The following is a 23,005-nucleotide window of genomic DNA, read 5'->3' on the forward strand; positions in this document are numbered from 1 at the left end:
CCTACTCGGCGGATGTGGCGCGAAAACGACGGCGGTGGCGTCCCCCGGTCCGCCGGGACGCCTACGGGATCAGCCGCGCCACACTGCCCGACTCCAGCGCCGCCCACACCGTGCCGTCCGCGGTCACCGCGATGCCGTGGGGCTCCGAGGAGGGTGTGGGCAGCGGGTGTTCGCGGACCTCGCCGGTGGCGTCGACATGGCCGACGCGTCCGGTGCCCCATGCGGTGAACCAGCAGCCCCCGGCCGGGTCGGGGGCGATGGCATGGGGTTTGGCGGTGCGGTCCGGCAGCGGGAACTCCTGGATCCGGCCATCGGGTGTGATCCGCCCGATCTGACCCGCGATGATCTCCACGAACCACACCGCGCCGTCGCCGCCGAGCGTCATCCCGACCGGTCCGGCAGCCGGTGTGGGCAGCTCGTACAGGGTGGTGTCGCCGTCGGGGGCGAGGCGTCCGATGGCGTTGCCCTGGTTCAGGGTGCACCACAGCGCCCCGTCGCCACCCGCCACGACGGCCGACGGGAAACCCCCCTCGACCGGCAGCGGGAACTCGGTGACCTCGCCCTCGGTGGTGATCCGCGCGAGGGCGTCGCGGTTCATCAGGGTGCACCACAGGGCACCGTCGGGCCCCGCCGTGATGCCGTACGGGGCGCTGTCGGCGGTGGGCAGGGCGAACGAGGTGATCTCGCCGTCCGTGGTGATCCGGCCGATCCGGCCGTCGCGGGAGCGGGTGAACCACAGCGCGCCGTCCGGCCCGGGGGTGATGACCATCGGACCGCACTCCCCCGAGTCCAGCGGCCGGACGGTGGTCTCCGCCGTTCCGTCGCCGGTGACGGACAGCCGGGCGATCTCCCCGGAGTGCACCAGGGTGAGCCACAGGGCGCCGTCCGGACCCGCCGTGATGCCGTACGGCCCGGCCCCCGGGCGGCCGACGGTGAACTCATGGACCGCCGGCTGGTCGCGGTCTGGCATGGGGGTACCTCCTGGGAGCCGGGTGCGGATCGCTGCACACCCTTCATCCGGCCGACCCCGGTGTGCAAGGTCTTTTCGCAACCGCGCGCGGCGCGCGCCGCGTCCTCAGTCGCGACACACACCGCACCAACAGCACGGAGTACGGGACCACATGAGCGCAGGACACCGCCCCGGCCGCCCCGAGGATCTGCCGCACCCCGAGCTGCTCTGGGCGGCCGGAACCGCACGGGTGGTGTGCGCCGACCTCGTCGGCGGCCTCGACGCGAACACCGTCGGCCACCGGGGCGTACGCGTCGACGACGGCGGCGGCAACTGGTGGCGGCTGGCCCTCGTCGAGGGCGGGCCCGCCGTGCTCTACGGCGAGGACAGCGAGGCCAGCAAGGGGAAGTGGCACACCCCGCCGGTGGATTTCCTGCGCGGCGGCCCCGACTGGCTGCCCTGGGACACCCTGCTCGACCTGGAGAGCGGCTGTGAACTCGGCTTCGTCTACTGGTGGGAGGAGCACCTCGGCTGGGCCCGCGCGCCGTACCCGGAGGATCTGAAGGACGACGGACTGGCCACCACCGCCCTGCTGTCGGCGGACCTGGACCGGGTCCTGGACGACCTCACCGGAACGCTGTGCGACTCCGCGTGGCCGGAGGACGCCCACGGGGACGGGGAGGAGGACGACCAGGAGGCGCTGGCGGCACACTTCCGCACGATCGCCGAGACCGTCGTCCGCCATGTCCGCTCCCGCACCCTCACCGGACCGCTGCTCGCGGAGAGCGTCGGCGCGCGTCTGCGGGACGCGCTGGAGGTGTCCGCCGCCGTGCAGACCGCCCGCCGCGCGGGCGCCGTGCCCGGTGCGCCCCGGCCCCGCACCCCCCGGGGATCCGGCCGCCCCGCGGTGTGAGGGGCCGGACACGGCCGTTCCCCGCCCGGACGAGCCGGACGGGGAACGGCGGGCCGGTGCGAACGGCCCGGTGTGTCCGCGGAGGTGTGCGACCTCCGGGGGCACGCGGGGGACACTCAGACGTACAGGAATCCGCCCGGCACGGTGGCGGTTCCGCCGGGGGTCGTGACGACCACGGTGGCGGGGCCCGCCGTACCCGCGGGGGTGACACCGGTCAGCACCGCGCCGCCCGCGGTCACCGTGACACCGGTCGCGGCCACGCCGTTGAAGGTGACGGAGGCACCGGTGAGGTTGGCGCCGATGATGGTGAACGGCGTACCGCCCGCCGACGGACCGCTGACCGGGGTGATGAGGATGGCGGCCGGGGGCAGCGGCGCCAGGTAGGTGTAGGCGGCCGGGGCGCTGGAGCCCGACGGGTTGGTGGCGACGACCGGGACCGCGCCCGCCGCGTGCGCGGGGGCCGTGGTGACGAGCACGCTCGCGGTCTGCGCGACGATCGGGGCGGCGGTACCACCGAAGGTCACCGAGGTGACGGTGTCCAGGTTGGTTCCGATCAGCACGACGGGGTTGCCGCCGCCGATGGGCCCGGAGCTCGGCACGACGAGGAGGATCGTCGGCGCGCCGACCGCGAGCGCGACGTCCTGGTGGGACACGGGTGAGGACATGAGGTGTCTCCTCATTGAGGATCGGGAGTGGACACCGCGGTCCCTCGGGGAGGCCCTCATTATCAGCGGGACGGCGACACTGCCCGACCGGTCCGCACGCAAGGAGCGGAGGAATCCGCGGGCCGCGCTCCCCGGGAGGGATGGGCGGCCCACCGTTTGGTTGTTTCCAGTACCTCATTCGTGTGCCTACGCCACAAGGAAGTTGACGCCGGTTCGCCCGGAAAGCGCAGCGCGCCGGAATACGCCGGTGGCCCCGGGGAACGCCCCGGGGCCACCGTGTCCGCTGCCGCTCAGTCCTCGAAGGAGACGATCATCTTGCCGATGTTGTCGCCGCGCAGCATGCCGAGGAACGCGTCCACCGCGTTCTCCACGCCCTTCACGACGGTCTCGCGGTAGTGCAGCTTGCCCTCGCGGATCCAGGCGCCGACCTCCTCGAAGAACTGCTGCTGGAGGTCCTGGTGGTCGTAGACGAGCATGCCCTGCATCCGCAGCCGCTTGCCGATGATCAGCGCGAGGTTGCGCGGGGCGGCGGGCGGCTCGGTCTCGTTGTACTGGGCGATCATGCCGCAGACGGTGATCCGGCCGTGCAGCTTGAGGCGGTCGATGGCGGCCTCGAGGTGGTCCCCGCCGACGTTGTCGAAGTAGACGTCGATCCCGTCGGGCGCGGCCTCCTTCAACTGCTCGGTGACCGAACCGTTCTTGTAGTTGAACGCGGCGTCGAAGCCGTACTCCTCGACCAGCAGCCGGACCTTCTCATCCGTGCCCGCGCTGCCGATCACCCGGGAGGCGCCCTTGAGCTTGGCGATCTGGCCGACCTCACTGCCGACGGCGCCCGCGGCACCGGAGACGAAGACCGCGTCGCCCTCCTCGAAGGACGCCACCTCCAGCAGACCCGCGTACGCGGTGAGACCGGGCATGCCGAGCACACCGAGGTAGGCGGGGAGCGGGGCGATCTCCGGGTCGACCTTGACCACGCTCTTGCCCTCGACCACGGCGTACTCGCGCCAGCCGCCCATGTGCAGGACGTGGTCACCGGCCGCGATGCCGTCCGCGTCGGAGGCGAGGACCTTGCCGACCGCGCCGCCCTCCATGGGCTGGTCGAGCTGGAACGGCGGCACGTACGACTTCACGTCGTTCATCCGGCCGCGCATGTACGGGTCCACCGACATGTAGAGATTGCGGATCAGGACCTGGCCGGGGCCGGGCTCGGCGACGGGGGCCTCGCGCAGGGCGAAGTCCTCCGGCTTCGGCCAGCCCTCCGGGCGGGCGACGAGATGCCATTCACGGCCGGTGGCGGGGATGACGGACATGAGGAGAAGCCTCCCTCAAAGCGGTAGGAATACTTCAGTAGGTGAAACAATCATGCGCCTGGATATTTCATGTTGTCAAGTAAATGAGTACCCTGGTGTCCATGACACCCCGCATCGACCCGCTGACCCTCGAGGTCGTCGAGCTCATCGGTACCGTCGTGGCCCGCTACCACGAGGAATACGAGGAGGCGGCGGCCAAGCACGCGCTGACCGGAGCGCAGGCCCGTGTCCTGGGACTGCTGTCCCGGGGGCCCACGCCGATGCGGCGGATAGCCCAGCAGCTGAAGTGCGAGCCGTCGAACGTCACGGGGATCGTGGACCGGCTGGAGTCCCGGGGGCTGGTCGAGCGCCGTCTCGACCCGGCCGACCGCCGGGTCAAGCTGGCCGCGGCCACGGAGTCGGGCAAGGAGACGTCCGAGCGGCTGCGCGGCTCGCTCGACTTCGCCCGTGAGCCGCTGGCCGGGCTCTCGGCCGACGAGCGCACGGCGCTGCGGGATCTGCTGCGGCGGATGCTCGGCGTCGAGCCGTAGGCCCTGTCGGGCCGGTTCGGCAGGGACGGGCCCATGCGGGCGTCGGACCTGGCGCCCTGGTCCGGGCCGGTCGCCGCCCCAGAGTTTCCTGGAGCTCCGGGGTCGGTCCGATGTCGAGGATGCCCTTCACTCCGGCGCTGATGTCCGCCCGCGGGCTTCGTCGAACGTCGCGGCCGGCCGAAGGACCGGAACGCAGCAGCGGAACGCGATCCGGCAGGTCTCGGCGGCCTTGCGGTCGCCGCGGATCGCGGGCGGAGCCGGCCTGACCTGTCGGCGCGGCCCGACCAGTCCGGCGGGTCGGTCCGCCGACCCCGTCAGGCCGGTCCGGCCGGTCGCGCCCGTCGGCCCGTCCGGCGGACCACGGCGGGCCGGCGGTGTCCGGCGCCGCGCGACGCCGTCGGGGTCGGCCCGAGCCGCGACCGCTCCGCACTGATCCGCAGGGGTCCGCCGGACAAGGCTCGGGGCAGGCGCCAGGCCCTGTCCTGCCGGTCTTCGTGGATCAGCCCGCGGCGTCCGGTGCGTTGCATCGCACGGTGGCGTACTCGGACGACCCCGACAACGCGGCGAGGTGCGGTACCAGGCGTCGCGGGCCCATGAAGTCCGGCAGGACCGGGCCTAGGTGCACCACCACAGGAAGCGGTCGCAGGTCTCGGACGGAGTCGGGGTCGGGGCCGGCTCGGACGGGCCCGGCGCGGTCGGACGCGGCTTCGACGTCGCCGGGGTGGACGGCCGGGAGGGGCCGGGGCCACCGGTGGCCGGGGCGGAGGGTTCCGGTGCGTCGGAGGCCGGGGTCTCGGGGTCCGGCGAGGGGGTGGCCTTCGCCTTCTTCGCGCCCCCGCCCTTCTTGTCCTCGCGGTCGCCGCCGTCGTCGTCCGGACGGCCGCTGCCGGTGGCCGGGCCCGTACTCGGCCCGCCGCTGTCACGCACCACGGGCTCGGCGGACTCCGTCACGCCGCCACCGCGGTCGGCCACCGGCTTCTCACTGGCGGGCGCGGGGGTCGACTCCCGGAAGTACCCCTCGTTCGCCAGCTCCGCCACGAACAGGGCGGCCAGCACCGGGCCCAGTACCGCGGCCACCACGACCCTCCGGCGGGCGCGCCCCGGGCGGGCGCGGCGCGCGCCGCCACCGCCGACGATCCCATGGGACTTGGGCTTCCGGCGGGTCGCGCCGGACGGCGACCGCTGCGCCCTGCGCCGTTCCGCACGCGACAGGGGCGCATCGGAGGCCCCGTCGGCGCCCGCACCCGCCTCCGCCGCTCCCGACCCGGCCGTGGGCAGCTCGAGTTCCTCGACGGGCTTTCCGCATCCGGGGCAGGAGAGCGCACCGTTGAGGTGGCGGCGGCAGGGAGGGCAGTAATCCATGACGCCGGGCAGGTTATGTGACCGATGAACAACCCGGATACGCGCGGGTGTGAGGATCCTGTGCAGGGGGCCGCGCCCCTGCGCGAGAACCGCCGGAACGGCCATACCGGTCCCGGTCCGCCACGGTTCGGGCCCGGTCCGAGGTGAAGGCCCCGGTCCTGCCTGGTTTCGCCCCGCGGGGGCGGGTACGCGCCCATCCGCGTACCGCGGCGCCGCGGCGCCCGGCACGGATTCCGCGGGGCGGACGGGGCGGGAGTCCCGCGGGGTGGGGCATGGCACCGGTCTTCCCTCCGGCCGAACGGTGCACCGGTCCCGGCAGGGGCGTGGCACCAGTCCACCGGGCAGATGTGGCCACCGGATCCGCGGGACGCACATGGCACCGACCCGCAGGGGCCCATACCGCCGGACCAGCGGAGGGGACGGGTTGCGCCCGTCCACGTCCCGCCGCGCCGCACCCGGCACGGATCCCGCGGGGCGGGGACCCGGCACCGGTCTTCCTTCCGGACGAACCGTGCACCGGCCCCGCGGGGCAGGGGGCGTAACACCGGTCCGCGGGGCGGATGCGCCACCGGGTCCACAGGGGCTCATGCCGCCGGACCAGCGGAGGGGACGCCGCGCCGCGCCCGGCACGGGACCCGCAGGATGAGAGCGCGGCACCCGTTCCGGCGGGACGCACGGGCCACCCGGCCCCGCCAGACGGACGCGCCGCCGGGCCCGTTGGAAGAACGGGGAACCGGGTCCGGGGCGGGTTGCGCCCGCCGCCGTCCCAGCGCGCCGCACCCGGCCCGCGGGGCACACGCGCCGCCGGCCCCGCCGGAGACACGTGCCGCCCGGGCCGGGCGGTCGCTGCGCCAGGATGGGGGGATGGCTTCCGCGTCCTCGTTCCCCGGGTCCGAACCGTTCCCCGATCCCTTCCCCTTCGTCCTCGTCCTGCTGCGGCGGATGGCCGACTTCCAGCCCGGACTGGTCGAGGACGCACTGCGGGAACTCGGGTTCGGGCGGGCCGTGATGCGCGAGGCCAACCGGCGCTGGCAGGCCATGCAGCGGTCCCCGCGACGGCGGTCCGCCGTGGCCCGCTACCGCTCGGTGCTCGGCCCGCCCGAGACCTCCGCGAAGCGCCGGATCGGCGATCTGACCTGCGACGCGCTGAGCTGGCCGGTACCCCTGTGGCCGGATCTGCGGTTCGAGGTACTCACCGCGCCCGGCGGGGCGGTGTGGAACGAGTGGCTGGTGCGCGCCCCGGGCGCGGCCGGACCGGCCCTGCGTACGGCGGCCGATCTGCTGCCGTGGTCCTGCACGGTGGACGAGGTGGCGCGCGCCTTCGCGCCCGCCCGGCCCATGGAGGGCTCGGCGCCCACCCGTTGGCGGCTGGCCTTCGACGCCCCCGGAACGGAGGGAGCGGAGAAAGGTGAACTCCGCCCTTACGTGGCGGAGTTCACCTGGGGTCTGCTCCAGCGCGTGGAGCAGGAGGAGAACGTCAGGCCAGCTTCGCCGACAGGGTGATCTCCGTACCGGTGAGCGCCTGGCTCACCGGGCAGTTCTTCTTGGCGTCCTCGGCGGCCGCCACGAACGCCGCCTCGTCCAGCCCCTCGACCGTGCCCTCCACGGTGAGGTGGATCCCGGTGATGCCGGTGCCGGGCTGGAAGGTGACCTCGGCCTGGGTGGTCAGCTGCGTCGGCGGGGTCCCGGCCTGGGTCAGGCCGTGCGACAGCGCCATCGAGAAGCAGCTGGAGTGCGCGGCGGCGATCAGCTCCTCGGGGCTGGTCTTGCCGTTCGCCTGCTCGGCGCGGGAGGGCCAGGACACCGGCTGCTCGCCGATCCCGGACGAGTCGAAGGTGACGACTCCCTTGCCCTCGGCCAGATTGCCGTTCCAGACGGTGTGCGCGGTGCGCGTCGTAGCCATGCTCGCTGTTCCCTGCTTCCTGTCAGGTGACGCCGTTCGGACGACGCACCAGGGGACGGTCGGGTCCGATCATCCGGCCGTGGCCGTACCGCTGCCGGTTGCGACCCGCCCGGAGTTCGGCTCCGAGCCTACGTTCCAGGCGACAACCGCCGGGCGGCCGTGCTCGGTTCCCAGTCGACTGAGGGTCGCGGTGTCGAGGCGGAACAGCGCTCCGGCGGACGGCGGCAGGCCCAGCCGACGGGCGGTGAGCACCCGCAGCACATGGCCGTGGGCGACCAGCACGACATCCCCGCGGTCCGCCGTCCCGTCCGTGGCCGACCCGTCCGTGGCCTTCCCCTCGAGCGCGGGCGCGATCCGGGCCAGCACCCGGTCGACCCGGGCGCCGATCTGCTCGGGGGACTCCCCGGGGTGCTCGGCGTCGCCCGGTGCCACCCCGTCGGTCCACAGGTTCCAGTCGGGGCGGGTGCGGTGGATCTCGGCGGTGGTGATGCCCTCGTAGCCGCCGTAGTCCCATTCGTGCAGATCGGGCTCGACCTGCGCGCCGTCGAGCCCGGCGAGCCGCGCGGTGTGCGCGGCCCGCCCCAGCGGGCTCACCAGGACGCGTCCGATCGTCCGTCCGGCGAGCAGCGGGCGCAGCGCGCGGGCCTGTTCCTCACCGCGCGCCGTCAGGGGCTGTTCGGTCCAGCTGGTGTGCTTCCCCGACCGGCTCCACTCGGTTTCGCCGTGCCGGATCAGCACCAGCTCACTCATGGCCGTCGGATGCCTTCGCCTCGCCGGAGCCGTCCTGAGCCGCCTGTCCCTGACCGGCCGCGGCCTTCTCGGCGGCGGCGATGTCGGTGCGGACCTTGTCCATGTCGAGGGCGCGGGCCTGGCCGATGACGTCCTCCAGCGCCTCCGCGGGGAGGGCGCCCGGCTGGGCGAAGACCGCGATGTTCTCGCGCACGATCATCAGCGTGGGGATGGACTGGATGTCGAAGGCGGCGGCGAGCTCGGGCTGGGCCTCGGTGTCGACCTTCGCGAAGGTCAGGTCCTGGTGACGCTCGGCCGCCCGCTCGTAGACGGGCGCGAACATCCGGCACGGTCCGCACCACGACGCCCAGAAGTCGATCAGTACGAAGCCGCTTCCCGAGACGATCTCGTCGAAGTTGTCCTTCGTGAGTTCAACGGTGCTCGTGCTCGTGCTCATGCCTGAGATCCCGCTTCCGTACGTCGGCAGATGCCACGACGGTAACCCCTCTCCCCCGCCCGGTATTCCTCGGGGCCGTTCTCCCGCAGGTCAGGGGCGTGGTGCGGGCCCTGCGGGGCGGGTGCAGGCGGCGCCCGACCGGGCCGGGCACCGGATGTCGGGTACGGCAGGGTGGGCCCTCCCTAGCGTGGTGAACGCCAAGAAGCCAAGAGGCCGAAAGGAAGGAGGCCAGGAGTGCTGGAGCGGCTGAACCAAGCCATGGACCATATCGAGGACCGCCTCGACCAGGAGATCGACGCCGCCGAGCTGGCACGGATCGCCGTCACGTCGGAGTACCACTTCCGGCGGCTGTTCTCCGCGCTCGCGGGTATGCCGCTGTCCGTCTACGTCCGGCGCCGTCGGCTGACCGTCGCGGGGGCCGAGGTGCTCTCCGCGGAGCGCACCCTGCTCGAGGTCGCGACGCGCTACGGCTACGGCTCGGGCGAGGCGTTCGCCCGGGCGTTCCGTGCGATGCACGGCATCGGTCCGGGCGAGGCCAGGCGTGACGGCGCCGCGCTGCACTCCCAGCCACGGATGTCCTTCCGCCTTGTCGTCGAAGGGAGCGTCAGCATGCGGTATCGGATCGTGGAGAAGGAGGAGTTCCGGGTGGTGGGCAGGAGGGCCCGTGTCCCACTGGTCCACGAGGGACACAACACGGCCATCATGGACTTCGTACGGGAGATCGGCCCGGAGACCCTGGCCGGGCTGGAGGCACTGAGCGACCAGGAGCCGCGGGGGATCGTGGCCGTCACGGACAACCTGGACGACAGCCGCGCCGAGGGGACCGAACTCGACTACTACCACGCGGTGGTGACGGGTGGAGCGGCTCCGTCCGGCTCCGGCGATCTCGACACACTCGACGTCCCGGCCGGGGACTGGGCGGTGTTCGAGGTCTCGGGTGAGTTCCCACAGGTGATCCAGTACCTGTGGCGGGACGTGTTCACCCAGTGGTTCCCGTCGAACCCGTACCGGAGCAGGCCGGGACCGGAGATCCTGCGCACGCGCCCCGCGGAGGACGGCGGCCGTGGCGACGCGGAACTGTGGATCCCGGTGGAGCGCAGCACGCGGTGACACGCCGCTGAGCCCCGGCCGGCGGGGCCGTGCCGCGCCGCCGGTCGGCGGCACGGCACGGCCCCGCTCCCTCGTTCCCCCCGGCGGCCCGGGCACCGTCACTGGTCGTGGCGGTGGACCACCGCCACCGCGACCACGGCCGCGACCACCGCCCAGACCGCGTACACGCACCACGCCCCGCCGGTCGTCCAGGGGTGCGCCACCCCGCCGTACGTGCCGGACTGCGTCAGCCGGAACCACGCGCTGAGGAGCAGGGAGTGGTCGATGACGGCACTCCAGTACCGGTCTTCGCTGAAGATGGCGGGCAGCAGGACGAGCACCGCCACGGTGGACACCAACGCCGCCCCGGCCTGCCGGAGTACGGCGGCCAGCGCCATACCGATGAGTGCGGCGACCGGTGACAGCAGCGCCGACGCGACGATCACACGGACCACGCCCGGGTGGCCGATCGAAACCCCGACACCCAGCTCCGACAGGATCGCCTGGGTCGTACAGAAGGAGAGCAGCGACACCACCGCCCCGAAGACGGCCATCACCCCTGCCATCACGGTGACCTTGGCCGCCATCACCGAACGGCGCGCCGGGACGGCCGCGAAGGTCGTACGGATCTGCCCGGTGCCGTACTCGCCGACGACGCTCATGGCGCCGAACGCACCGAGGGCCAGGACGAGGACGGTGGCGGCGTTGCCGTTGAAGATGAGGCCGACCGCGATCCCGTCCTCGATGAACGCGGCGGTGTGCCGCGGGTCGTCGGGCCAGTAGCGGTGCTGGTCCCAGGCGGTGCCGATGGTGAACCCGAGCACGGTCAGCGCGCTGACCACCAGCGCCCAGACCGTCGAGCGCAGTGACCACAGCTTGATCCACTCGGCGGCGAGCAGATCGCGGAACCGGGCGGACGGCTCGACGGCGCCACCGCGGATGCCGGGTACGGAGGTGGTCGTCATCGTGGTCATCGGGGCTCCCCCGCGAGGTATTCGACACTGTCGGCGGTGAGTTCCATGAACGCCTCCTCCAGGGAGGCGGTACGGACGGTCAGTTCGCGCAGCGGCAGGCGGTGGTGGCAGGCGAGGTCGCCGATCCGGGCGGCGTCCAGCCCGGTCACCGTGAGCGCGCCGCCGCCCCCGTCCGCGTGTGCGTCCCCGTCCCCGTCCCGCCGTACCGTCGCGCCCTCGCCGGTCAGCACCGCCGTCAGCGCGTCGGTGTCCGCGTCCCGCGTGGCCACCCGTACGGTCCGGCGGTCGCCGCGCGCCGAGAACTCCGTCAGGGTCTCCGCCGCGAGCAGCGCACCGCGGCCGATGACCACCAGGTCGTCGGCGGTGTGCTCCATCTCCGACATCAGATGGCTGGAGACGAACACCGTGCGCCCCTCGGCGGCCAGCCGCCGGAACAGCCCGCGCACCCACTTCACACCCTCCGGGTCGAGGCCGTTGAGCGGTTCGTCGAAGAGCAGCACCGGAGGGTCGCCGAGCAGGGCGGTGGCGATGCCGAGGCGCTGTTTCATCCCGAGCGAGAAGCCGCCGATCCGCCGGCGTGCCACCTCCGCGAGGCCGACCTCCCGCAGCACCTCGTCCACCCGGTGGCGCGGGATGCGGTTGCTCCGCGCGAGGGCGCCGAGATGCGCCGACGCGCTGCGTCCGCCGTGCACCTCATGCGCGTCCAGCAGCGCCCCGACGTGGCGCAGCCCGCGCGGACGTTCCCGGAACGGCCGTCCGCCGACGGTCACCGAACCGCCGGTGGGCTCATGGAGGCCCAGGATCAGCCGGAGGGTGGTGCTCTTGCCCGCGCCGTTCGGCCCGAGGAACCCGGTCACCCTTCCCGGCCGTACGGTGAAGCTCAGCGCGTCGACGGCGGCATGCGCCCCGTAACGCTTCGTCAGTTCCTTGGCTTCGATCACATGGACCACGCTGCCGCCCGGTCCCTCTGGCCGTCGTCGGACCGCCGCCGACACTTCCCGGCGCCGTTGTCACCCGTGGGTGTACGTCCGCGGTCCGATGTTCCGCGGCCACCGCCTCGTTACGATCGCCGCATGCCCGCCACCCCGCCTGCGCCCCTCCTCCGACGTGTTCCCCCGGGTGTCTGGACGGCCGTCACCTGGTCTGCGGGCGCCGCGCTCTCGTTCCTGCTGCGACTGCGGCTGCCCGGGGAGTCGGAACCGACCGTCTACCCCGGGGTGCTCCTCTACCGCTGGGACGGTCTGACCGCGCTGGCCCTGGCCACCGCCCTGGCACTGGCCGGAAGCGCCCGGCTGCCCCGGCGTCCGCTGGAGGCGCTCGGGCTGCTGCTCGCGGGGTCCGTCATCGGGTCGACCGCCCTGAGCGTCGCGGAGATTCCGCTGCTGCAGTTCCTCGCGGTGGACGTCGCCGTATGCGCCATCGCCGCCACCCGGCCGCGGCGTACCGGACTGATCGCCCTGGCCATGTCCCTCGGCGTCCTGATCGGCTACGTGGCCACGCGGGTGCTGTGCGGCTGGCCCGTCGGCACCTCGACGGAGCTCACGGTGGCGCTGACCACCGTCATCGCCTGGCTGCTCGGCAACTCCGCCCACCAGGCGCGGGAACACGCCGAACGGTCCCGCGCCCAGGCCGCGGCGCAGGCCGTCACCGCCGAACGGCTGCGGATCGCCCGCGAACTCCACGACATGGTGGCGCACAGCATCGGCATCATCGCGCTCCAGGCGGGCGCGGCGCGCCGGGTCATCGACACCCAGCCGGCGGGGGCGCGCGACGCGCTCGACGTCATCGAGTCCGCGGGCCGGGAGACCCTGTCGGGCCTGCGCCGGATGCTCGGCGCGCTCCGCCAGGCCGCACCGGTCCCCGGCCAGGACACCGACGTCCAGGGACTCGGCCTCGCGGACATCGACCGGCTGGCCGCGAACACCACGGCGGCGGGGGTGCGGGTCGACGTCCGGAGGTCGGGCACACCCCGTCCACTGCCACCGGAGGTGGACATGTCCGCGTACCGCATCGTCCAGGAGGCGGTCACCAACGTGGTCCGCCACGCCGGTGCCGGTGCGTGCCGGGTGACCATCGACCACCGGGAGGACGCGCTGTCGGTGGAGGTGGTGGACGGGGGCCGCGGCCCCGAGCGCGACACCGGTTACGGATACGGCTACGGCTACGGCTACGGCCTGCTGGGGATGCGGGAGCGGGTGGGCCTGCTGCACGGGGAGTTCACGGCGGGCCCGCGTCCCGGCGGCGGCTTCCGGGTGGCGGCGCGGCTGCCGGTGGCCACCGCCCCGGCCGCCGCGGTCGCCGCGGTCGCCGCGGTGCCGAGCACGGCGGGTGCCCGGTGACCGTACGCGTGGTCCTCGCCGACGACCAGCCGCTGGTCCGGGCGGCACTGCGGATGGTGCTGACCGAAGCCGACGACCTCGAACTCGTCGGGGAGGCGGGCGACGGCGCCGAGGCGGTCGCACTCGCCGAGAGCACCCGGGCCGATGTGGTCGTGATGGACATCCGGATGCCCGGTGTGGACGGCATCGAAGCCACCCGCCGCATCACCGCGGGCCCCGGCACGGCCCATGTCATCGTCCTCACCACGTTCGATGACGACGACTACGTCTACGGCGCGCTGCGCGCCGGGGCCTCCGGATTCCTCGTCAAGGACATGGCCCTGGACGACATCCTGGCCGCGATCCGCGTGGTCGCCGCGGGGGACGGCCTGATCGCCCCGAGCGTCACCCGCCGCCTCATCAAGGAGTTCGCCACCCGCCCGGCCCCGAGGGCCCCGCGCCCCGTCGAAGGCATCACCGACCGCGAACGCCAGGTACTGACCCTCGTCGCCACCGGACTCTCCAACTCCGAGATAGCCGCGGAACTCTGCATCAGCGTGGCCACGGCCAAAACCTACGTCACCCGCCTCCTCGCCAAACTCACCGCCCGCGACCGCGTCCAACTGGTCATCCTGGCCTACGAGTCGGGACTGGTGTCCCCGCCGACGTAGCGAGGGGGCGTCGCTCTCTCGATCTCCCAGATCCGGTCGGACTCTTTCCGGAATACTCGGCACGAGACGAAAGGGGTGGGCGACATGCCTTGCAAAGTGAGTGGCCGAAGCTCTGTCAGTATTGGCAAAGTAAGTAAAATCGAGCCCCCGCGCCCCTAAACCCCCAGGTCGCCTCCTGTGATCCCCGCACCCGCGGGGTTGGTCCCTGGCCGCCGCGCGCTGGACATTGGCTGCGGCAGTGATCCCCGCACCCGCGGGGTTGGTCCCCCCCCTCGCGGAGGTAGTAGTCCTGGAGCTTGGTGTGATCCCCGCACCCGCGGGGTTGGTCCCAGACCCCAGCGATTCGAGCACCTCGGCTACCGGTGATCCCCGCACCCGCGGGGTTGGTCCCGCGGCCGGACGACCGTGCACGATGGCGAGGTGGTGATCCCCGCACCCGCGGGGTTGGTCCCGCGGCCGGACGACCGTGCACGATGGCGAGGTGGTGATCCCCGCACCCGCGGGGTTGGTCCCTGCCTCTCCGGGCGGCACGACTTGTGCGTGCAGTGATCCCCGCACCCGCGGGGTTGGTCCCGACACCACCATTCGGCTGCCGGACTCCCTGTGGTGCTCCCCGCACCCGCGGGGTTGGTCCCGCCACCAAATACAGCGGCTTCTATGAGAACCCGTGCTGCCCGCACCCGCGGGGTTGGTCCCGGCGTTGTCCACGGATTCGCGGTCCACCTGCCGTGCTCCCCGCACCCGGGGGTCGCCCCCGGCCGCGGCGGCGTTCCTCCCTCGGAGCAGCAGCCGGGCTGCCGGCAGTGGGCTGGGGGCTCCGCTGGGCGGGGCGGCGGCGATCGGCGGAATCCTTTGGGCAGAACCGGCGAATTTCGGCATCGGGCGAGTTACCCGCCGCCGCGTTTGCCCGGCGCGGGCAGCGCCAAGCCGTTGGATCTGATCGTCAGATATTTGGCCTTATGGCTCATCCGGAGGAATCAGATGCGAATCGGTAAGAAGGCAGCGCTCCTCGCCGCGGCGTCCGCGACGCTGGTGATGGCCGGCGCGGGCAGTGCGGCCGCGTACGGGGTGCCGTCCGCCGGGCTCGGCGACAGCGGCAACGGGATCACCGTCAACAGCTTCAGCTTCATCTTCCAGTCGAACGACTGCGACACCGCGACCGGGACCCTCGCGCCGGTCGGCGGGGCCGCTCCGGTCGGGGCCATCGACATCGGCAGCAACTGCTCCAACGTCATCGGCCGCTGACCGCCGCTTCGGACCACGGCTCGGTCCTGTCGCCCCCTCGGGCTCCGGCCCGAGGGGGCGGGTTCGGGCCGAAGGGCGCTGCCCCTCGTGTCCATCCGGGCACCCGGCTCGTTGTCCCGTTGTGGGACACGATCGTGGGCGGTGTCATTGCCGTGCTGACGGGCTGGGGCGGGGTACGGTGCGACACCCGGCTCAAAAAGATCGTTCCCGACCTGAAAAACCAGGTCAGGAACGTTTTCGCGAATATCTGCGCGGTGGGGCGGGTGGGACTCGAACCCACGGCCGACGGATTATGAGTCCGCTGCTCTAACCGGCTGAGCTACCGCCCCGTAACGGCGCGCCTTCACAGATGTGCGCGCCGTCTGCCGCAGCATAGCCGCTCATACGATCTGCTGCTCCGGCAGGCCGATGTTGGACGCGCCTGCGGCTCGATCATGGCTTGATCTCGTCGTTCCGCCGTTCGGAGCACCCCTGCCCGGGGCTGAACCGGACATGAAAAAGGGCCCCGCAGGGCCCTCTCCCGTTGGCTCCCCCGACTGGACTCGAACCAGTAACCCTCCGGTTAACAGCCGAATGCTCTGCCAATTGAGCTACAGGGGACCGAGCTCCCCCGACTGGACTCGAACCAGTAACCTGCCGGTTAACAGCCGGCTGCTCTGCCAATTGAGCTACAGGGGATTGCTCCGTGTGCCTCGACCGCGCCCCCGTCCGGGGTTCCCGGAGGGCGTGCGTTCGCTGCGACACATACATTAGCGCAAGCAGGGGGGTGCTCCGCCAATCGGTATCCCCGCGGACGGCCCCCGGATGATCTGTCGGTGATCTGTGGGTGATCTGCGGCACGGGCGGGTAGGCGAGCGGCACGACCCCGGGGTCCGACGCGAAGGGCAACCAGAAGGGCAGGTCGATGCGCTACCGGCTGACGTTCATCACCGGGCTGGCTGTTGGTTACGTACTGGGCACACGGGCCGGCCGCGAACGGTACGAGCAGCTGCGCAGCTGCGCGCAGCGGTTCGCACACAACCCCGCCGTCCGCAACACCGCCGAATCGGCCGCGCACGGCGGTCGCCAGGCCGCCGTGAAGGCGCTCGGCAAGGTGCGGCCGCTCCGTGAGCGGATCGGCGGGCAGCGCGAGGAGCGGGCGCTGGGGGAGGACGACTGGGGCACCACCAACACCTAGGGCACTCGGTGGCATCATCTGGTCCATGGGGATAGTCGCCGGGTTGGACAGTTCGTCCGACAGCACACGAATCGTCGTCTGTGACACGGATACGGGAGCCGTACTCAAACAGGGGTACGCCCCGCATCCAGCCGTCGGCGGCGAGGGATCGCCGTACGACTCCCCGCATGACGTGGACCCGCAGTCCTGGCTGCTCTCCCTCGGCGAGGCCGCCGAGGGCGGGCTGCTGGAGGGGGTGCAGGCCATCGGCGTCTCCGCGCAGCAGCACGGGCTGGTCGCGCTGGACGCGGGCGGGGCGCTGGTGCGCCCGGCGCTGGTGGGCAACGACAAGCGCGCGCAGGCCGCCGCCGCCGACATCATCGAGGCGCTCGGCGGCCGCGCCGCGTGGGCCCAGGCGGTCGGCGCGGTGCCGACCTCCACCCAGGCGGTGGCCAAACTGCGCTGGCTGACCCGGACCGAGCCGGACGCGGCGCGCCGCGTCGCCGAGCTGATGCAGCCGCACGACTGGCTGGTGTGGCAGCTGCTCGGACGGCCGCACCGGCGGACGACGGACCGGGGCACCGCCTCCGGCACCGGCTACTGGTCGGCGGCCACCGGCTCCTGGCGTCCGGACCTCGTGGAGCTGGCACTCGGCCACCAGGTGCGGCTGCCCGAGGTGATCGGCCCCGCCGAGGCGGCCGGGCACACCCCCGAGGGACTGCTGATCTCCGCCGGGACCGGCGAGACGATGGCCGCGGCCTTCGGGCTGGGCGTCGGCGTCGGGGACGCGGTGATCTCGCTGGGGGCCTCCGGTTCGGTCTTCTCCGTCCACCACGAGGCGCTGGCCGACCCGACCGGCACGATCCTGTCGTACGCGGACGCCACCGGGATGCATCTGCCGGTCGTGCACACGCTGAACGCCGTACGGGTGCTGCGCGGCACCGCCGAGCTGCTCGGCACCGATCTGGAGGGGCTGTCGGCACTCGCGCTGAAGTCCACCCCCGGTGCGTACGGACTGGTGCTGCTGCCCTATCTGGAGGGTGAGCGCACCCCCCGTCTGCCGCACACCGCCGGAACGCTCACCGGGCTGCGGCGCGAGTCGATGAAGCCCGAGCACCTGGCCCGCGCCGCCTTCGAGGGCATGCTGTGCGGGCTCGCGGACGCGCTGGACGTGCTGCGCGGCCGCGGGGTCCAGGTGCGGCGGGTCTTCCTGCTCGGGCCCGCCGCCGACCTCCAGGCCGTACGGGCCATCGCGCCCGCGCTGCTGGGCGCGCAGATCGTGGTGCCCCAGCCCGCGGACTACACCGCCATCGGCGCGGCCCGTCAGGCCGCCTGGGCGCTCGGCGCCGCGCACGGCACCCTCTCGCCGCACGAGCCGCCCCGGTGGCCCGCGGCGGCCAGCCAGGTCTTCGAACCGGGTGAGGAACTGGCCGTGGGGCAGGCCGTGCGGCAGCAGTACGTCGCGGTGCGCGAGCAGACCCATCCGGGTGCGTTCGAGGGCGACCCGGCCTAGCGCCGGGCCGGCCCGGTGCCGCCCGCGGGGCCGATCCGGCGCCCTGCGGGCCGACCGCAACGGCAGGTCACCTCGCCACCGGGCGGACCGGCCGACACGGTCTAGTCCAGATAGCCGCGGAGCTGGTCGGCGAAGGCGTGGTCGCGGAGCTTGTTGAGGGTCTTCGACTCGATCTGACGGATCCGCTCGCGCGTCACGCCGAAGATCCGGCCGATCTCCTCCAGCGTCCGCGGGCGGCCGTCCACCAGTCCGTAGCGGAGCTGGACGACCTTGCGCTCGCGCTCGCCGAGGGTGGAGAGCACGGCCTCCAGGTGTTCGCGGAGCAGCAGGAAGGCCGCCGACTCCACGGGGGACGCGGCGTCGCCGTCCTCGATGAGGTCACCGAGGGCGACGTCGTCCTCCTCGCCGACCGGCGCGTGCAGCGAGACCGGCTCCAGGGCCAGCCGCAGCACCTCGCCGACCCGCTCCGGGGTGATGTCGAGCTGGGCCGCGACCTCCTCGTGGGTGGGCTCGTAGCCGCGCTCCTGGAGCATCCGGCGCTGCACCCGGACCACCCGGTTGATCAGCTCGACGACATGCACCGGGACCCGGATGGTCCGGGCCTGGTCGGCCAGGGCGCGGGACATGGCCTGGCGGATCCACCAGGTCGCGTACGTCGAGAACTTGTACCCGCGTGCGTAGTCGAACTTCTCGACGGCCCGGATCAGGCCGAGGTTGCCCTCCTGGACCAAGTCGAGCATGGTCAGCCCGCGGCCGATGTAGCGCTTGGCGACGGAGACGACGAGGCGGAGGTTGGCCTCGATCAGACGGCGTTTGGCCATCCGGCCCTGGACCACCAACCGGTCCAGGTCCAGGGCGAGTTGGGAGTCGAGATCGGGGGTGGTGCCGAGCTTCTCCTCGGCGAACAGGCCCGCCTCCACCCGGCGCGCGAGCTCGACCTCCTCGGCCGCCGAGAGCAGCGGGATACGGCCGATCTCGCGCAGGTACTGGCGGAAGAGGTCGGACGACGGGCCGCTGGTGTCGGGCCGGGCGGCCGACGGCACGGGCTCGGGCGGCGCCGCCGCGTCGGCCTCGTCCGGTTCGGGCGGCGCCACCGCGCCGGGCCCGTCGGGCTCCGGCGCGGTGGCGTCCGGTGCCGCCGTCATGTCCTCCGCCCCCTCCGGTCCGGCGTCCGGCGCGCCCGTGGCGTCCGCGGAGCGCGGCGGCGCGGCCGGTTCCGCGCCGGGCGAGGGGGACGGCCGGGAGTGCGGTGGCGCGGCCGGGGCCGCGTCGGAGAGGGTCTGGGTCTGCACGGGGGCGACCTCCAGGGTGATCGCTGCTGAAGCGGCAGAACGATCGGGTACGGCTGCGGCGGCCACACCGCCGTCCGTCCCGTCCATCATGAGTGGATCTGCGGGGGAATCCGGCAGTGGCCGGTCGACACCGCCGCGCTCCGAGGACTCAGGCACCGCCCCCAGTGTGGAGTACGGGACAGGCCCGCCACGAGGGGCGTGCGGGCACTTTTTACGCAGCGGCCCGTGACCGTCTGACTACCCGGCGGCTACATCTATCGTCCGGGGGTCCACCCGTGGGGCCGGGGAGGCCGGTGGGACGGTGGAAGACGGCAGGAAAACGCCGGGAAAGGGCAGGCCGGAAGCGGACGCGGCGCCCTACAGCGCCGCCGCGCCCCGGTCGCGCAGGGACTGTCCGTACTGCTGGAGGACCCACAGCTCGTTCTGGACGGCGGCGAGATGGGCGGGGTCGGCGTGCTGGCCGAGCCGCTGGAGGGCGCCCCGGACCTCCGTCACCCGCTGGTTGACGGCGGCCAGGCGCACGGCGACCAACTGCACGCCCGCATACGCCTCGTCCGCCTCCCGGCGGATGTGCAGGGGCTCGACGGCCAGCTCGGTGACCATCGCGCGGACCGTGTCGTCGGGGGCGGTGTCCCGGACCCGGGCGAGATAGTCGCCGTCGGCGCCGGTGGCCCCGCCCGCGTCCTCGATGGTGCGGCGCACGGCCGCGTACGGCGGGGCGGTGAACTCGTCGACTCCGTAGGCGTCGAAGGCCGGGGAGACCAGCTCGGGGCGCTGGAGGGCCAACTTCAGCAGTTCGCGCTCGACGCGGTGGGCGGGGCTGCGGAGGTTGAGCGCCGGGCCGCGCGGGACCGCCGGGGCGGGCTGTGCCTCAGGACCGCCCCGCCGGCCCCCCGGTCCGCCGTCCCCGCCGGGGCCGCCCGGACGGCCGCGCTGATCGCCCCTGCCGCGCTGGTCGCCGCCCTGGCCGCGCCCGCGCTCACGGGCCCAGCGGGCCAGCTGTGAGACGCGCCGGACGACGAACTGGGTGTCGAGGATGCCCAGCAGACCCGCGAGGTGCACCGCGGACTCGTGCTGGATGGAGCTGTTCTTGATCCCGGCGACGACCGGGGCGGCCTCCTCCAGGGCGGCGGCGCGGCCCACCGCCGTGTCCAGGTTGTGGCGCGCGATGATCTGCCGGATGGCGAACTCGAACAGCTGGGTGCGGCTGTCGACCAGGGCCTTGACCGCGCCATCGCCCTCCGCGAGCCGCAGTTCGCAGGGGTCCATCCCGCCCGGGGTGATCGCGATATAGGTCTCGGCGGCGAACTTCTGGTCGTCCTCGAAGGCGCGCAGGGCCGCCTTCTGGCCCGCCGCGTCACCGTCGAAGGTGAAGACCACCTCGGCGCTCGCGTTGTCCATCAGCAGCCGGCGGAGGATCTTGATGTGGTCGCCGCCGAAGGAGGTGCCGCAGGTGGCGATGGCGGTGGTCACCCCGGCCAGATGGCAGGCCATGACGTCCGTGTAGCCCTCGACGACGACCGCCCGGCTGGTCTTGGCGATGTCCTTCTTGGCGAGGTCGATGCCGTACAGGACGTGGGACTTCTTGTAGAGCGGGGTCTCGGGGGTGTTGAGGTACTTGGGACCGTTGTCGTCGTCGCGCAGCTTGCGCGCGCCGAAGCCGACCACCTCGCCGGTGATGTCGCGGATCGGCCACATCAGACGGCCGCGGAAGCGGTCGATCGGATTGCGGCGGCTCTCCTGGGCGAGGCCGGAGACGATCAGCTCCTTGTCGGTGAAGCCGCGGCCGCGCAGGAAGCGGACCAGGTGGTCCCAGCCCGCGGGGCTGTAGCCGACGCCGAAGTGCTGGGCGGCGGCCTGGTCGAAACCGCGCTCGGCGAGGAACTTCCGGCCGATCTCCGCCTCGGTGCCGTCCAGCTGCTCGACGTAGAACTGCGCCGCCGCCTTGTGGGCCTCGACCAGACGGGTGCGCTCACCCTGCTGACGCCCGGGGGTGTACCCGCCCTCCTCGTAGCGCAGGGTGATGCCCGCCTGGGAGGCCAGCCGCTCGATGGTCTCCGCGAAGGAGAGGTGGTCGATCTTCATCACGAAGTCGACCGTGTCGCCGCCTTCCTGGCAGCCGAAGCAGTAATACAGCCCCTTGCTGGGGCTGACCTGGAAGGACGGGGACTTCTCGTCGTGGAAGGGGCACAGGCCCTTGAGATTGCCGCCCCCCGCGCTCCGCAGCTGGAGGTACTCGGACACGACGGCGTCGATCGGGACCGCGTCCCGCACCGCCCTCACGTCGTCATCGTTGATCCTGCCTGCCACGCGTGAATTCTACGGCCGGGGTCCGACACGGATCTCCGCTCCGTGCCGGACCCGGGACGCGGGCCGCCGTCCCGCCGTCACGGCATGAGCCGTGGCACCGGCCGGGGCCCCGGCTACGACAGCAGTGAGGCCAGCGGGACGGCCGGGTCGGCCAGGGCCGCCGGGTCCAGCCGGGCACCGGCACGGATCAGCCCCTGGATGGTCCCGGTGACGTCCCACACGTTCACGTTCATCCCCGCGAGCAGCCGGCCCTCGTTCAGCCAGAACGCGATGAACTGCCGCTTGCCGACGTCCCCGCGGACCAGGACCTGGTCGTAGGAGCCGGGCGGGGCGTAGCCGGAGTACTCCAGGCCGACGTCGTACTGGTCGGAGAAGAAGTACGGCACCCGGTCGTATGTGACGTCCTGGCCGAGCATCGCGCGGGCGGCGGCCGGACCGCCGTTGAGCGCGTTCGCCCAGTGCTCCACCCGCAGCCGGGCGCTCGGCGGCAGGGCGGCGCGCACCGGGGTGCCCTCCAGGAAGGCGAGCGGGGCGGAGGCGACGTCGCCCGCGGCGAAGATGTACGGGTCGCTGGTGCGGAGCGCGGCGTCCACCGCGATACCGCCGCCCAGGGCGCGGTCCACCACCTCCAGGCCCGCGGCCTCGGCGAGGGCGATCCGCGGCGCGGCGCCGATCGCGGCCAGCACGCTGTGGGCGGGGTGCTCCTCGCCGTCGTCGGTCAGGGCCGCCAGCACCACGCCGTCCTGGCCGGTGATCTCGGTGAGCCGGGCACCGAAGTGGAAGCGGACGCCGTGCTCGCTGTGGAGATCGGCGAAGAGGGCGCCCAGTTCCGGGCCGAGGACCGGGTGCAGCGGTGTGGGCTCCGGCTCGATGATGGTGACCTCGGCGCCGTAGCCGCGGGCCGCCGCCGCCACCTCCAGGCCGATCCAGCCCGCGCCCGCGATGACCAGCTGGCCGTTGTCCCGGCCGAGCGCGGCCAGGACGCCCTTGAGCCGCTCGGCGTGGGCCAGACGGCGCAGGTGGTGGACGCCGACGAGATCGGTGCCGGGGATCTCGAGGCGACGCGGTTCGGCGCCGGTGGCCAGCAGCAGCCGGTCGTAGTTGATCCGGGTGCCGTCCCCGAGGGTCACGGCCTTGGCGGCGCGGTCCAGCCGTACGGCGGGCTGGCCGAGGTGGAGCTCGATATCGGCCTGGGCGTACCAGGCGGGCTCGTGGACGAAGACGCTGTCGCGCTCCTGACTGCCGGTGAGGAAGCCCTTGGACAGCGGTGGCCGCTCATAGGGGTGGTCGCGCTCGTCGCAGATGAGGATCACCCGGCCGGTGAAGCCCTCCGACCGAAGGGTTTCCGCGGCTTTCGCCCCGGCCAGACCTCCTCCGACGATGACGAACGTCTGGTGTGCGTCGACCACTTGTCTCCTCCTCGCTGCCGAGCAGTGGCTCTGCGTTTGCCTTACCCCGGTCGCGTCGGCCTGGCGCCTGGGTCTCGCGTCGTTCTCGCGTGAGTGTTGCGCGCGACTCGTGTCGGTCTGCCGTGTGTCGTGTGTCGTTCTCCCGTCAGTCTCCCGCCGGTCCGGCGTCGGAGGTCTCTTCTCGGCCTGATGTGTCGGTGTCCTCGATGG

At 73.0% G+C, this 23,005-nt stretch carries 21 protein-coding genes, 3 tRNA genes and 1 CRISPR repeat array; of the genes, 9 read left to right on the plus strand and 15 right to left on the minus strand.

From position 1 onward, the window contains the following. Positions 1-61: 61 nt before the first annotated feature. Complete coding sequence (locus AC07FT_RS02040; protein WP_479173208.1) at positions 62-970, minus strand: Vgb family protein; 909 nt, start codon at positions 968-970, stop codon at positions 62-64. A gap of 151 nt (positions 971-1,121) precedes the next feature. Between AC07FT_RS02040 and AC07FT_RS02045 the strand changes: the two genes are divergently transcribed. Then, entirely contained in the window at positions 1,122-1,862 is a 741-nt protein-coding gene (locus AC07FT_RS02045; RefSeq protein WP_479173210.1) for a hypothetical protein, read from the plus strand. 116 nt (positions 1,863-1,978) lie between these two features. Here AC07FT_RS02045 and AC07FT_RS02050 read toward each other — a convergent pair whose 3' ends face one another. Together AC07FT_RS02050 and AC07FT_RS02055 are read right to left on the minus strand one after the other, a co-directional pair. Continuing rightward, positions 1,979-2,527, minus strand: a complete 549-nt coding sequence (locus AC07FT_RS02050; RefSeq protein WP_479173212.1) for an IPT/TIG domain-containing protein — start codon at positions 2,525-2,527, stop codon at positions 1,979-1,981. 290 nt (positions 2,528-2,817) lie between these two features. Further along, a complete protein-coding gene (locus tag AC07FT_RS02055; protein ID WP_479173214.1) occupies positions 2,818-3,837 on the minus strand; it encodes an NADP-dependent oxidoreductase in 1,020 nt (339 codons plus the stop codon). 101 nt (positions 3,838-3,938) lie between these two features. On the opposite strand from AC07FT_RS02055, the gene AC07FT_RS02060 reads away from it, so the two are divergent. Beyond that, positions 3,939-4,367, plus strand: coding sequence for a MarR family winged helix-turn-helix transcriptional regulator (locus AC07FT_RS02060; protein ID WP_479173216.1), 429 nt, complete (start codon positions 3,939-3,941; stop codon positions 4,365-4,367). A 615-nt stretch (positions 4,368-4,982) separates the two neighbouring features. On the opposite strand, the gene AC07FT_RS02065 is transcribed toward AC07FT_RS02060, so the two are convergent. Next, complete coding sequence (locus tag AC07FT_RS02065) at positions 4,983-5,729, minus strand: SCO2400 family protein (protein ID WP_479173217.1); 747 nt, start codon at positions 5,727-5,729, stop codon at positions 4,983-4,985. Between the two features lie 864 nt (positions 5,730-6,593). On the opposite strand from AC07FT_RS02065, the gene AC07FT_RS02070 reads away from it, so the two are divergent. Continuing rightward, positions 6,594-7,232, plus strand: a complete 639-nt coding sequence (locus AC07FT_RS02070) for a hypothetical protein (protein ID WP_479173219.1) — start codon at positions 6,594-6,596, stop codon at positions 7,230-7,232. Here AC07FT_RS02070 and AC07FT_RS02075 read toward each other — a convergent pair. From AC07FT_RS02075 to trxA, 3 genes are all read right to left on the minus strand, one after another. After that, positions 7,207-7,632: an OsmC family peroxiredoxin gene (locus AC07FT_RS02075; RefSeq protein ID WP_254740180.1), complete on the minus strand. Its 426-nt coding sequence runs from the start codon at positions 7,630-7,632 to the stop codon at positions 7,207-7,209. The genes AC07FT_RS02070 and AC07FT_RS02075 overlap by 26 nt on opposite strands. 69 nt (positions 7,633-7,701) lie before the next feature. After that, positions 7,702-8,382 (minus strand): histidine phosphatase family protein, encoded by a 681-nt coding sequence (locus tag AC07FT_RS02080; RefSeq protein ID WP_479173221.1) that lies wholly within the window; start codon positions 8,380-8,382, stop codon positions 7,702-7,704. Then, on the minus strand, positions 8,375-8,818 hold the full coding sequence (gene trxA / locus AC07FT_RS02085; RefSeq protein ID WP_471204286.1) for a thioredoxin: 444 nt from the start codon (positions 8,816-8,818) through the stop codon (positions 8,375-8,377). Before trxA ends, AC07FT_RS02080 begins: the two co-directional genes overlap by 8 nt. A 234-nt stretch (positions 8,819-9,052) precedes the next feature. Between trxA and AC07FT_RS02090 the strand changes: the two genes are divergently transcribed. Continuing rightward, positions 9,053-9,928, plus strand: a complete 876-nt coding sequence (locus AC07FT_RS02090; RefSeq protein WP_479173223.1) for an AraC family transcriptional regulator — start codon at positions 9,053-9,055, stop codon at positions 9,926-9,928. A gap of 98 nt (positions 9,929-10,026) precedes the next feature. Here the strand turns inward: AC07FT_RS02090 and AC07FT_RS02095 are convergent, their stop codons facing one another. Beyond that, positions 10,027-10,881: an ABC transporter permease gene (locus AC07FT_RS02095; protein WP_479173225.1), complete on the minus strand. Its 855-nt coding sequence runs from the start codon at positions 10,879-10,881 to the stop codon at positions 10,027-10,029. Next, positions 10,878-11,822, minus strand: coding sequence for an ABC transporter ATP-binding protein (locus tag AC07FT_RS02100; RefSeq protein ID WP_479173227.1), 945 nt, complete (start codon positions 11,820-11,822; stop codon positions 10,878-10,880). The genes AC07FT_RS02095 and AC07FT_RS02100 overlap by 4 nt, the downstream gene beginning before the upstream one ends. Before the next feature lie 132 nt (positions 11,823-11,954). Between AC07FT_RS02100 and AC07FT_RS02105 the strand changes: the two genes are divergently transcribed. The 3 genes from AC07FT_RS02105 to AC07FT_RS02115 all read left to right on the plus strand — a co-directional run bounded on the left by AC07FT_RS02105 (position 11,955) and on the right by AC07FT_RS02115 (position 15,115). After that, positions 11,955-13,220 carry a sensor histidine kinase gene (locus AC07FT_RS02105; RefSeq protein WP_479173229.1) on the plus strand — a complete coding sequence of 422 codons (1,266 nt, stop codon included), beginning with the start codon at positions 11,955-11,957 and terminating at the stop codon, positions 13,218-13,220. Then, positions 13,217-13,870, plus strand: coding sequence for a response regulator (locus tag AC07FT_RS02110; RefSeq protein ID WP_479173230.1), 654 nt, complete (start codon positions 13,217-13,219; stop codon positions 13,868-13,870). Before AC07FT_RS02105 ends, AC07FT_RS02110 begins: the two co-directional genes overlap by 4 nt. 177 nt (positions 13,871-14,047) lie before the next feature. After that, positions 14,048-14,566: a CRISPR direct-repeat array (repeat unit 29 nt; unit sequence GTGATCCCCGCACCCGCGGGGTTGGTCCC). A gap of 285 nt (positions 14,567-14,851) precedes the next feature. Continuing rightward, positions 14,852-15,115, plus strand: coding sequence for a hypothetical protein (locus AC07FT_RS02115; RefSeq protein WP_479173232.1), 264 nt, complete (start codon positions 14,852-14,854; stop codon positions 15,113-15,115). 255 nt (positions 15,116-15,370) lie between these two features. Here the strand turns inward: AC07FT_RS02115 and AC07FT_RS02120 are convergent. The 3 genes from AC07FT_RS02120 to AC07FT_RS02130 form a co-directional block, all read right to left on the minus strand. Beyond that, a tRNA-Ile gene (locus tag AC07FT_RS02120) sits at positions 15,371-15,444 on the minus strand. Between the two features lie 195 nt (positions 15,445-15,639). Continuing rightward, a tRNA-Asn gene (locus AC07FT_RS02125) sits at positions 15,640-15,715 on the minus strand. A 5-nt stretch (positions 15,716-15,720) separates the two neighbouring features. Beyond that, a tRNA-Asn gene (locus AC07FT_RS02130) sits at positions 15,721-15,793 on the minus strand. Positions 15,794-16,019: 226 nt separating this feature from the next. Here AC07FT_RS02130 and AC07FT_RS02135 point away from each other — a divergent pair. Together AC07FT_RS02135 and AC07FT_RS02140 are read left to right on the plus strand one after the other, a co-directional pair. Next, complete coding sequence (locus tag AC07FT_RS02135) at positions 16,020-16,292, plus strand: YtxH domain-containing protein (protein ID WP_479173234.1); 273 nt, start codon at positions 16,020-16,022, stop codon at positions 16,290-16,292. Positions 16,293-16,317: 25 nt separating this feature from the next. Further along, positions 16,318-17,784, plus strand: a complete 1,467-nt coding sequence (locus AC07FT_RS02140; protein ID WP_479173235.1) for an FGGY family carbohydrate kinase — start codon at positions 16,318-16,320, stop codon at positions 17,782-17,784. 101 nt (positions 17,785-17,885) lie between these two features. On the opposite strand, the gene AC07FT_RS02145 is transcribed toward AC07FT_RS02140, so the two are convergent. The 3 genes from AC07FT_RS02145 to AC07FT_RS02155 all read right to left on the minus strand — a co-directional run bounded on the left by AC07FT_RS02145 (position 17,886) and on the right by AC07FT_RS02155 (position 22,795). After that, entirely contained in the window at positions 17,886-19,232 is a 1,347-nt protein-coding gene (locus AC07FT_RS02145) for an RNA polymerase sigma factor (RefSeq protein ID WP_479173237.1), read from the minus strand. A 201-nt stretch (positions 19,233-19,433) separates the two neighbouring features. Next, a complete protein-coding gene (gene dnaG, locus AC07FT_RS02150; RefSeq protein ID WP_479173239.1) occupies positions 19,434-21,386 on the minus strand; it encodes a DNA primase in 1,953 nt (650 codons plus the stop codon). 113 nt (positions 21,387-21,499) lie between these two features. After that, positions 21,500-22,795 (minus strand): NAD(P)/FAD-dependent oxidoreductase, encoded by a 1,296-nt coding sequence (locus AC07FT_RS02155; RefSeq protein ID WP_479173241.1) that lies wholly within the window; start codon positions 22,793-22,795, stop codon positions 21,500-21,502. Between the last annotated feature and the right edge of the window lie 210 nt (positions 22,796-23,005).

The sequence above is a fragment of the Streptomyces sp. NPDC045899 genome (genome assembly GCF_056431485.1).

What these genes read in the sequence shown, in the direction of transcription:
- AC07FT_RS02140 (WP_479173235.1), top strand. Translation starts at nt 16,318, where the DNA reads ATGGGGATAGTCGCCGGGTTGGACAGTTCGTCCGACAGCACACGAATC.
- AC07FT_RS02105 (WP_479173229.1), top strand. Translation starts at nt 11,955, where the DNA reads ATGCCCGCCACCCCGCCTGCGCCCCTCCTCCGACGTGTTCCCCCGGGT.
- AC07FT_RS02040 (WP_479173208.1), bottom strand. Translation starts at nt 970, where the DNA reads ATGCCAGACCGCGACCAGCCGGCGGTCCATGAGTTCACCGTCGGCCGC.
- AC07FT_RS02070 (WP_479173219.1), top strand. Translation starts at nt 6,594, where the DNA reads ATGGCTTCCGCGTCCTCGTTCCCCGGGTCCGAACCGTTCCCCGATCCC.
- AC07FT_RS02080 (WP_479173221.1), bottom strand. Translation starts at nt 8,382, where the DNA reads ATGAGTGAGCTGGTGCTGATCCGGCACGGCGAAACCGAGTGGAGCCGG.
- AC07FT_RS02045 (WP_479173210.1), top strand. Translation starts at nt 1,122, where the DNA reads ATGAGCGCAGGACACCGCCCCGGCCGCCCCGAGGATCTGCCGCACCCC.
- AC07FT_RS02075 (WP_254740180.1), bottom strand. Translation starts at nt 7,632, where the DNA reads ATGGCTACGACGCGCACCGCGCACACCGTCTGGAACGGCAATCTGGCC.
- trxA (WP_471204286.1), bottom strand. Translation starts at nt 8,818, where the DNA reads ATGAGCACGAGCACGAGCACCGTTGAACTCACGAAGGACAACTTCGAC.
- AC07FT_RS02115 (WP_479173232.1), top strand. Translation starts at nt 14,852, where the DNA reads ATGCGAATCGGTAAGAAGGCAGCGCTCCTCGCCGCGGCGTCCGCGACG.
- AC07FT_RS02135 (WP_479173234.1), top strand. Translation starts at nt 16,020, where the DNA reads ATGCGCTACCGGCTGACGTTCATCACCGGGCTGGCTGTTGGTTACGTA.
- AC07FT_RS02095 (WP_479173225.1), bottom strand. Translation starts at nt 10,881, where the DNA reads ATGACCACGATGACGACCACCTCCGTACCCGGCATCCGCGGTGGCGCC.
- AC07FT_RS02060 (WP_479173216.1), top strand. Translation starts at nt 3,939, where the DNA reads ATGACACCCCGCATCGACCCGCTGACCCTCGAGGTCGTCGAGCTCATC.
- AC07FT_RS02055 (WP_479173214.1), bottom strand. Translation starts at nt 3,837, where the DNA reads ATGTCCGTCATCCCCGCCACCGGCCGTGAATGGCATCTCGTCGCCCGC.
- AC07FT_RS02065 (WP_479173217.1), bottom strand. Translation starts at nt 5,729, where the DNA reads ATGGATTACTGCCCTCCCTGCCGCCGCCACCTCAACGGTGCGCTCTCC.
- AC07FT_RS02050 (WP_479173212.1), bottom strand. Translation starts at nt 2,527, where the DNA reads ATGTCCTCACCCGTGTCCCACCAGGACGTCGCGCTCGCGGTCGGCGCG.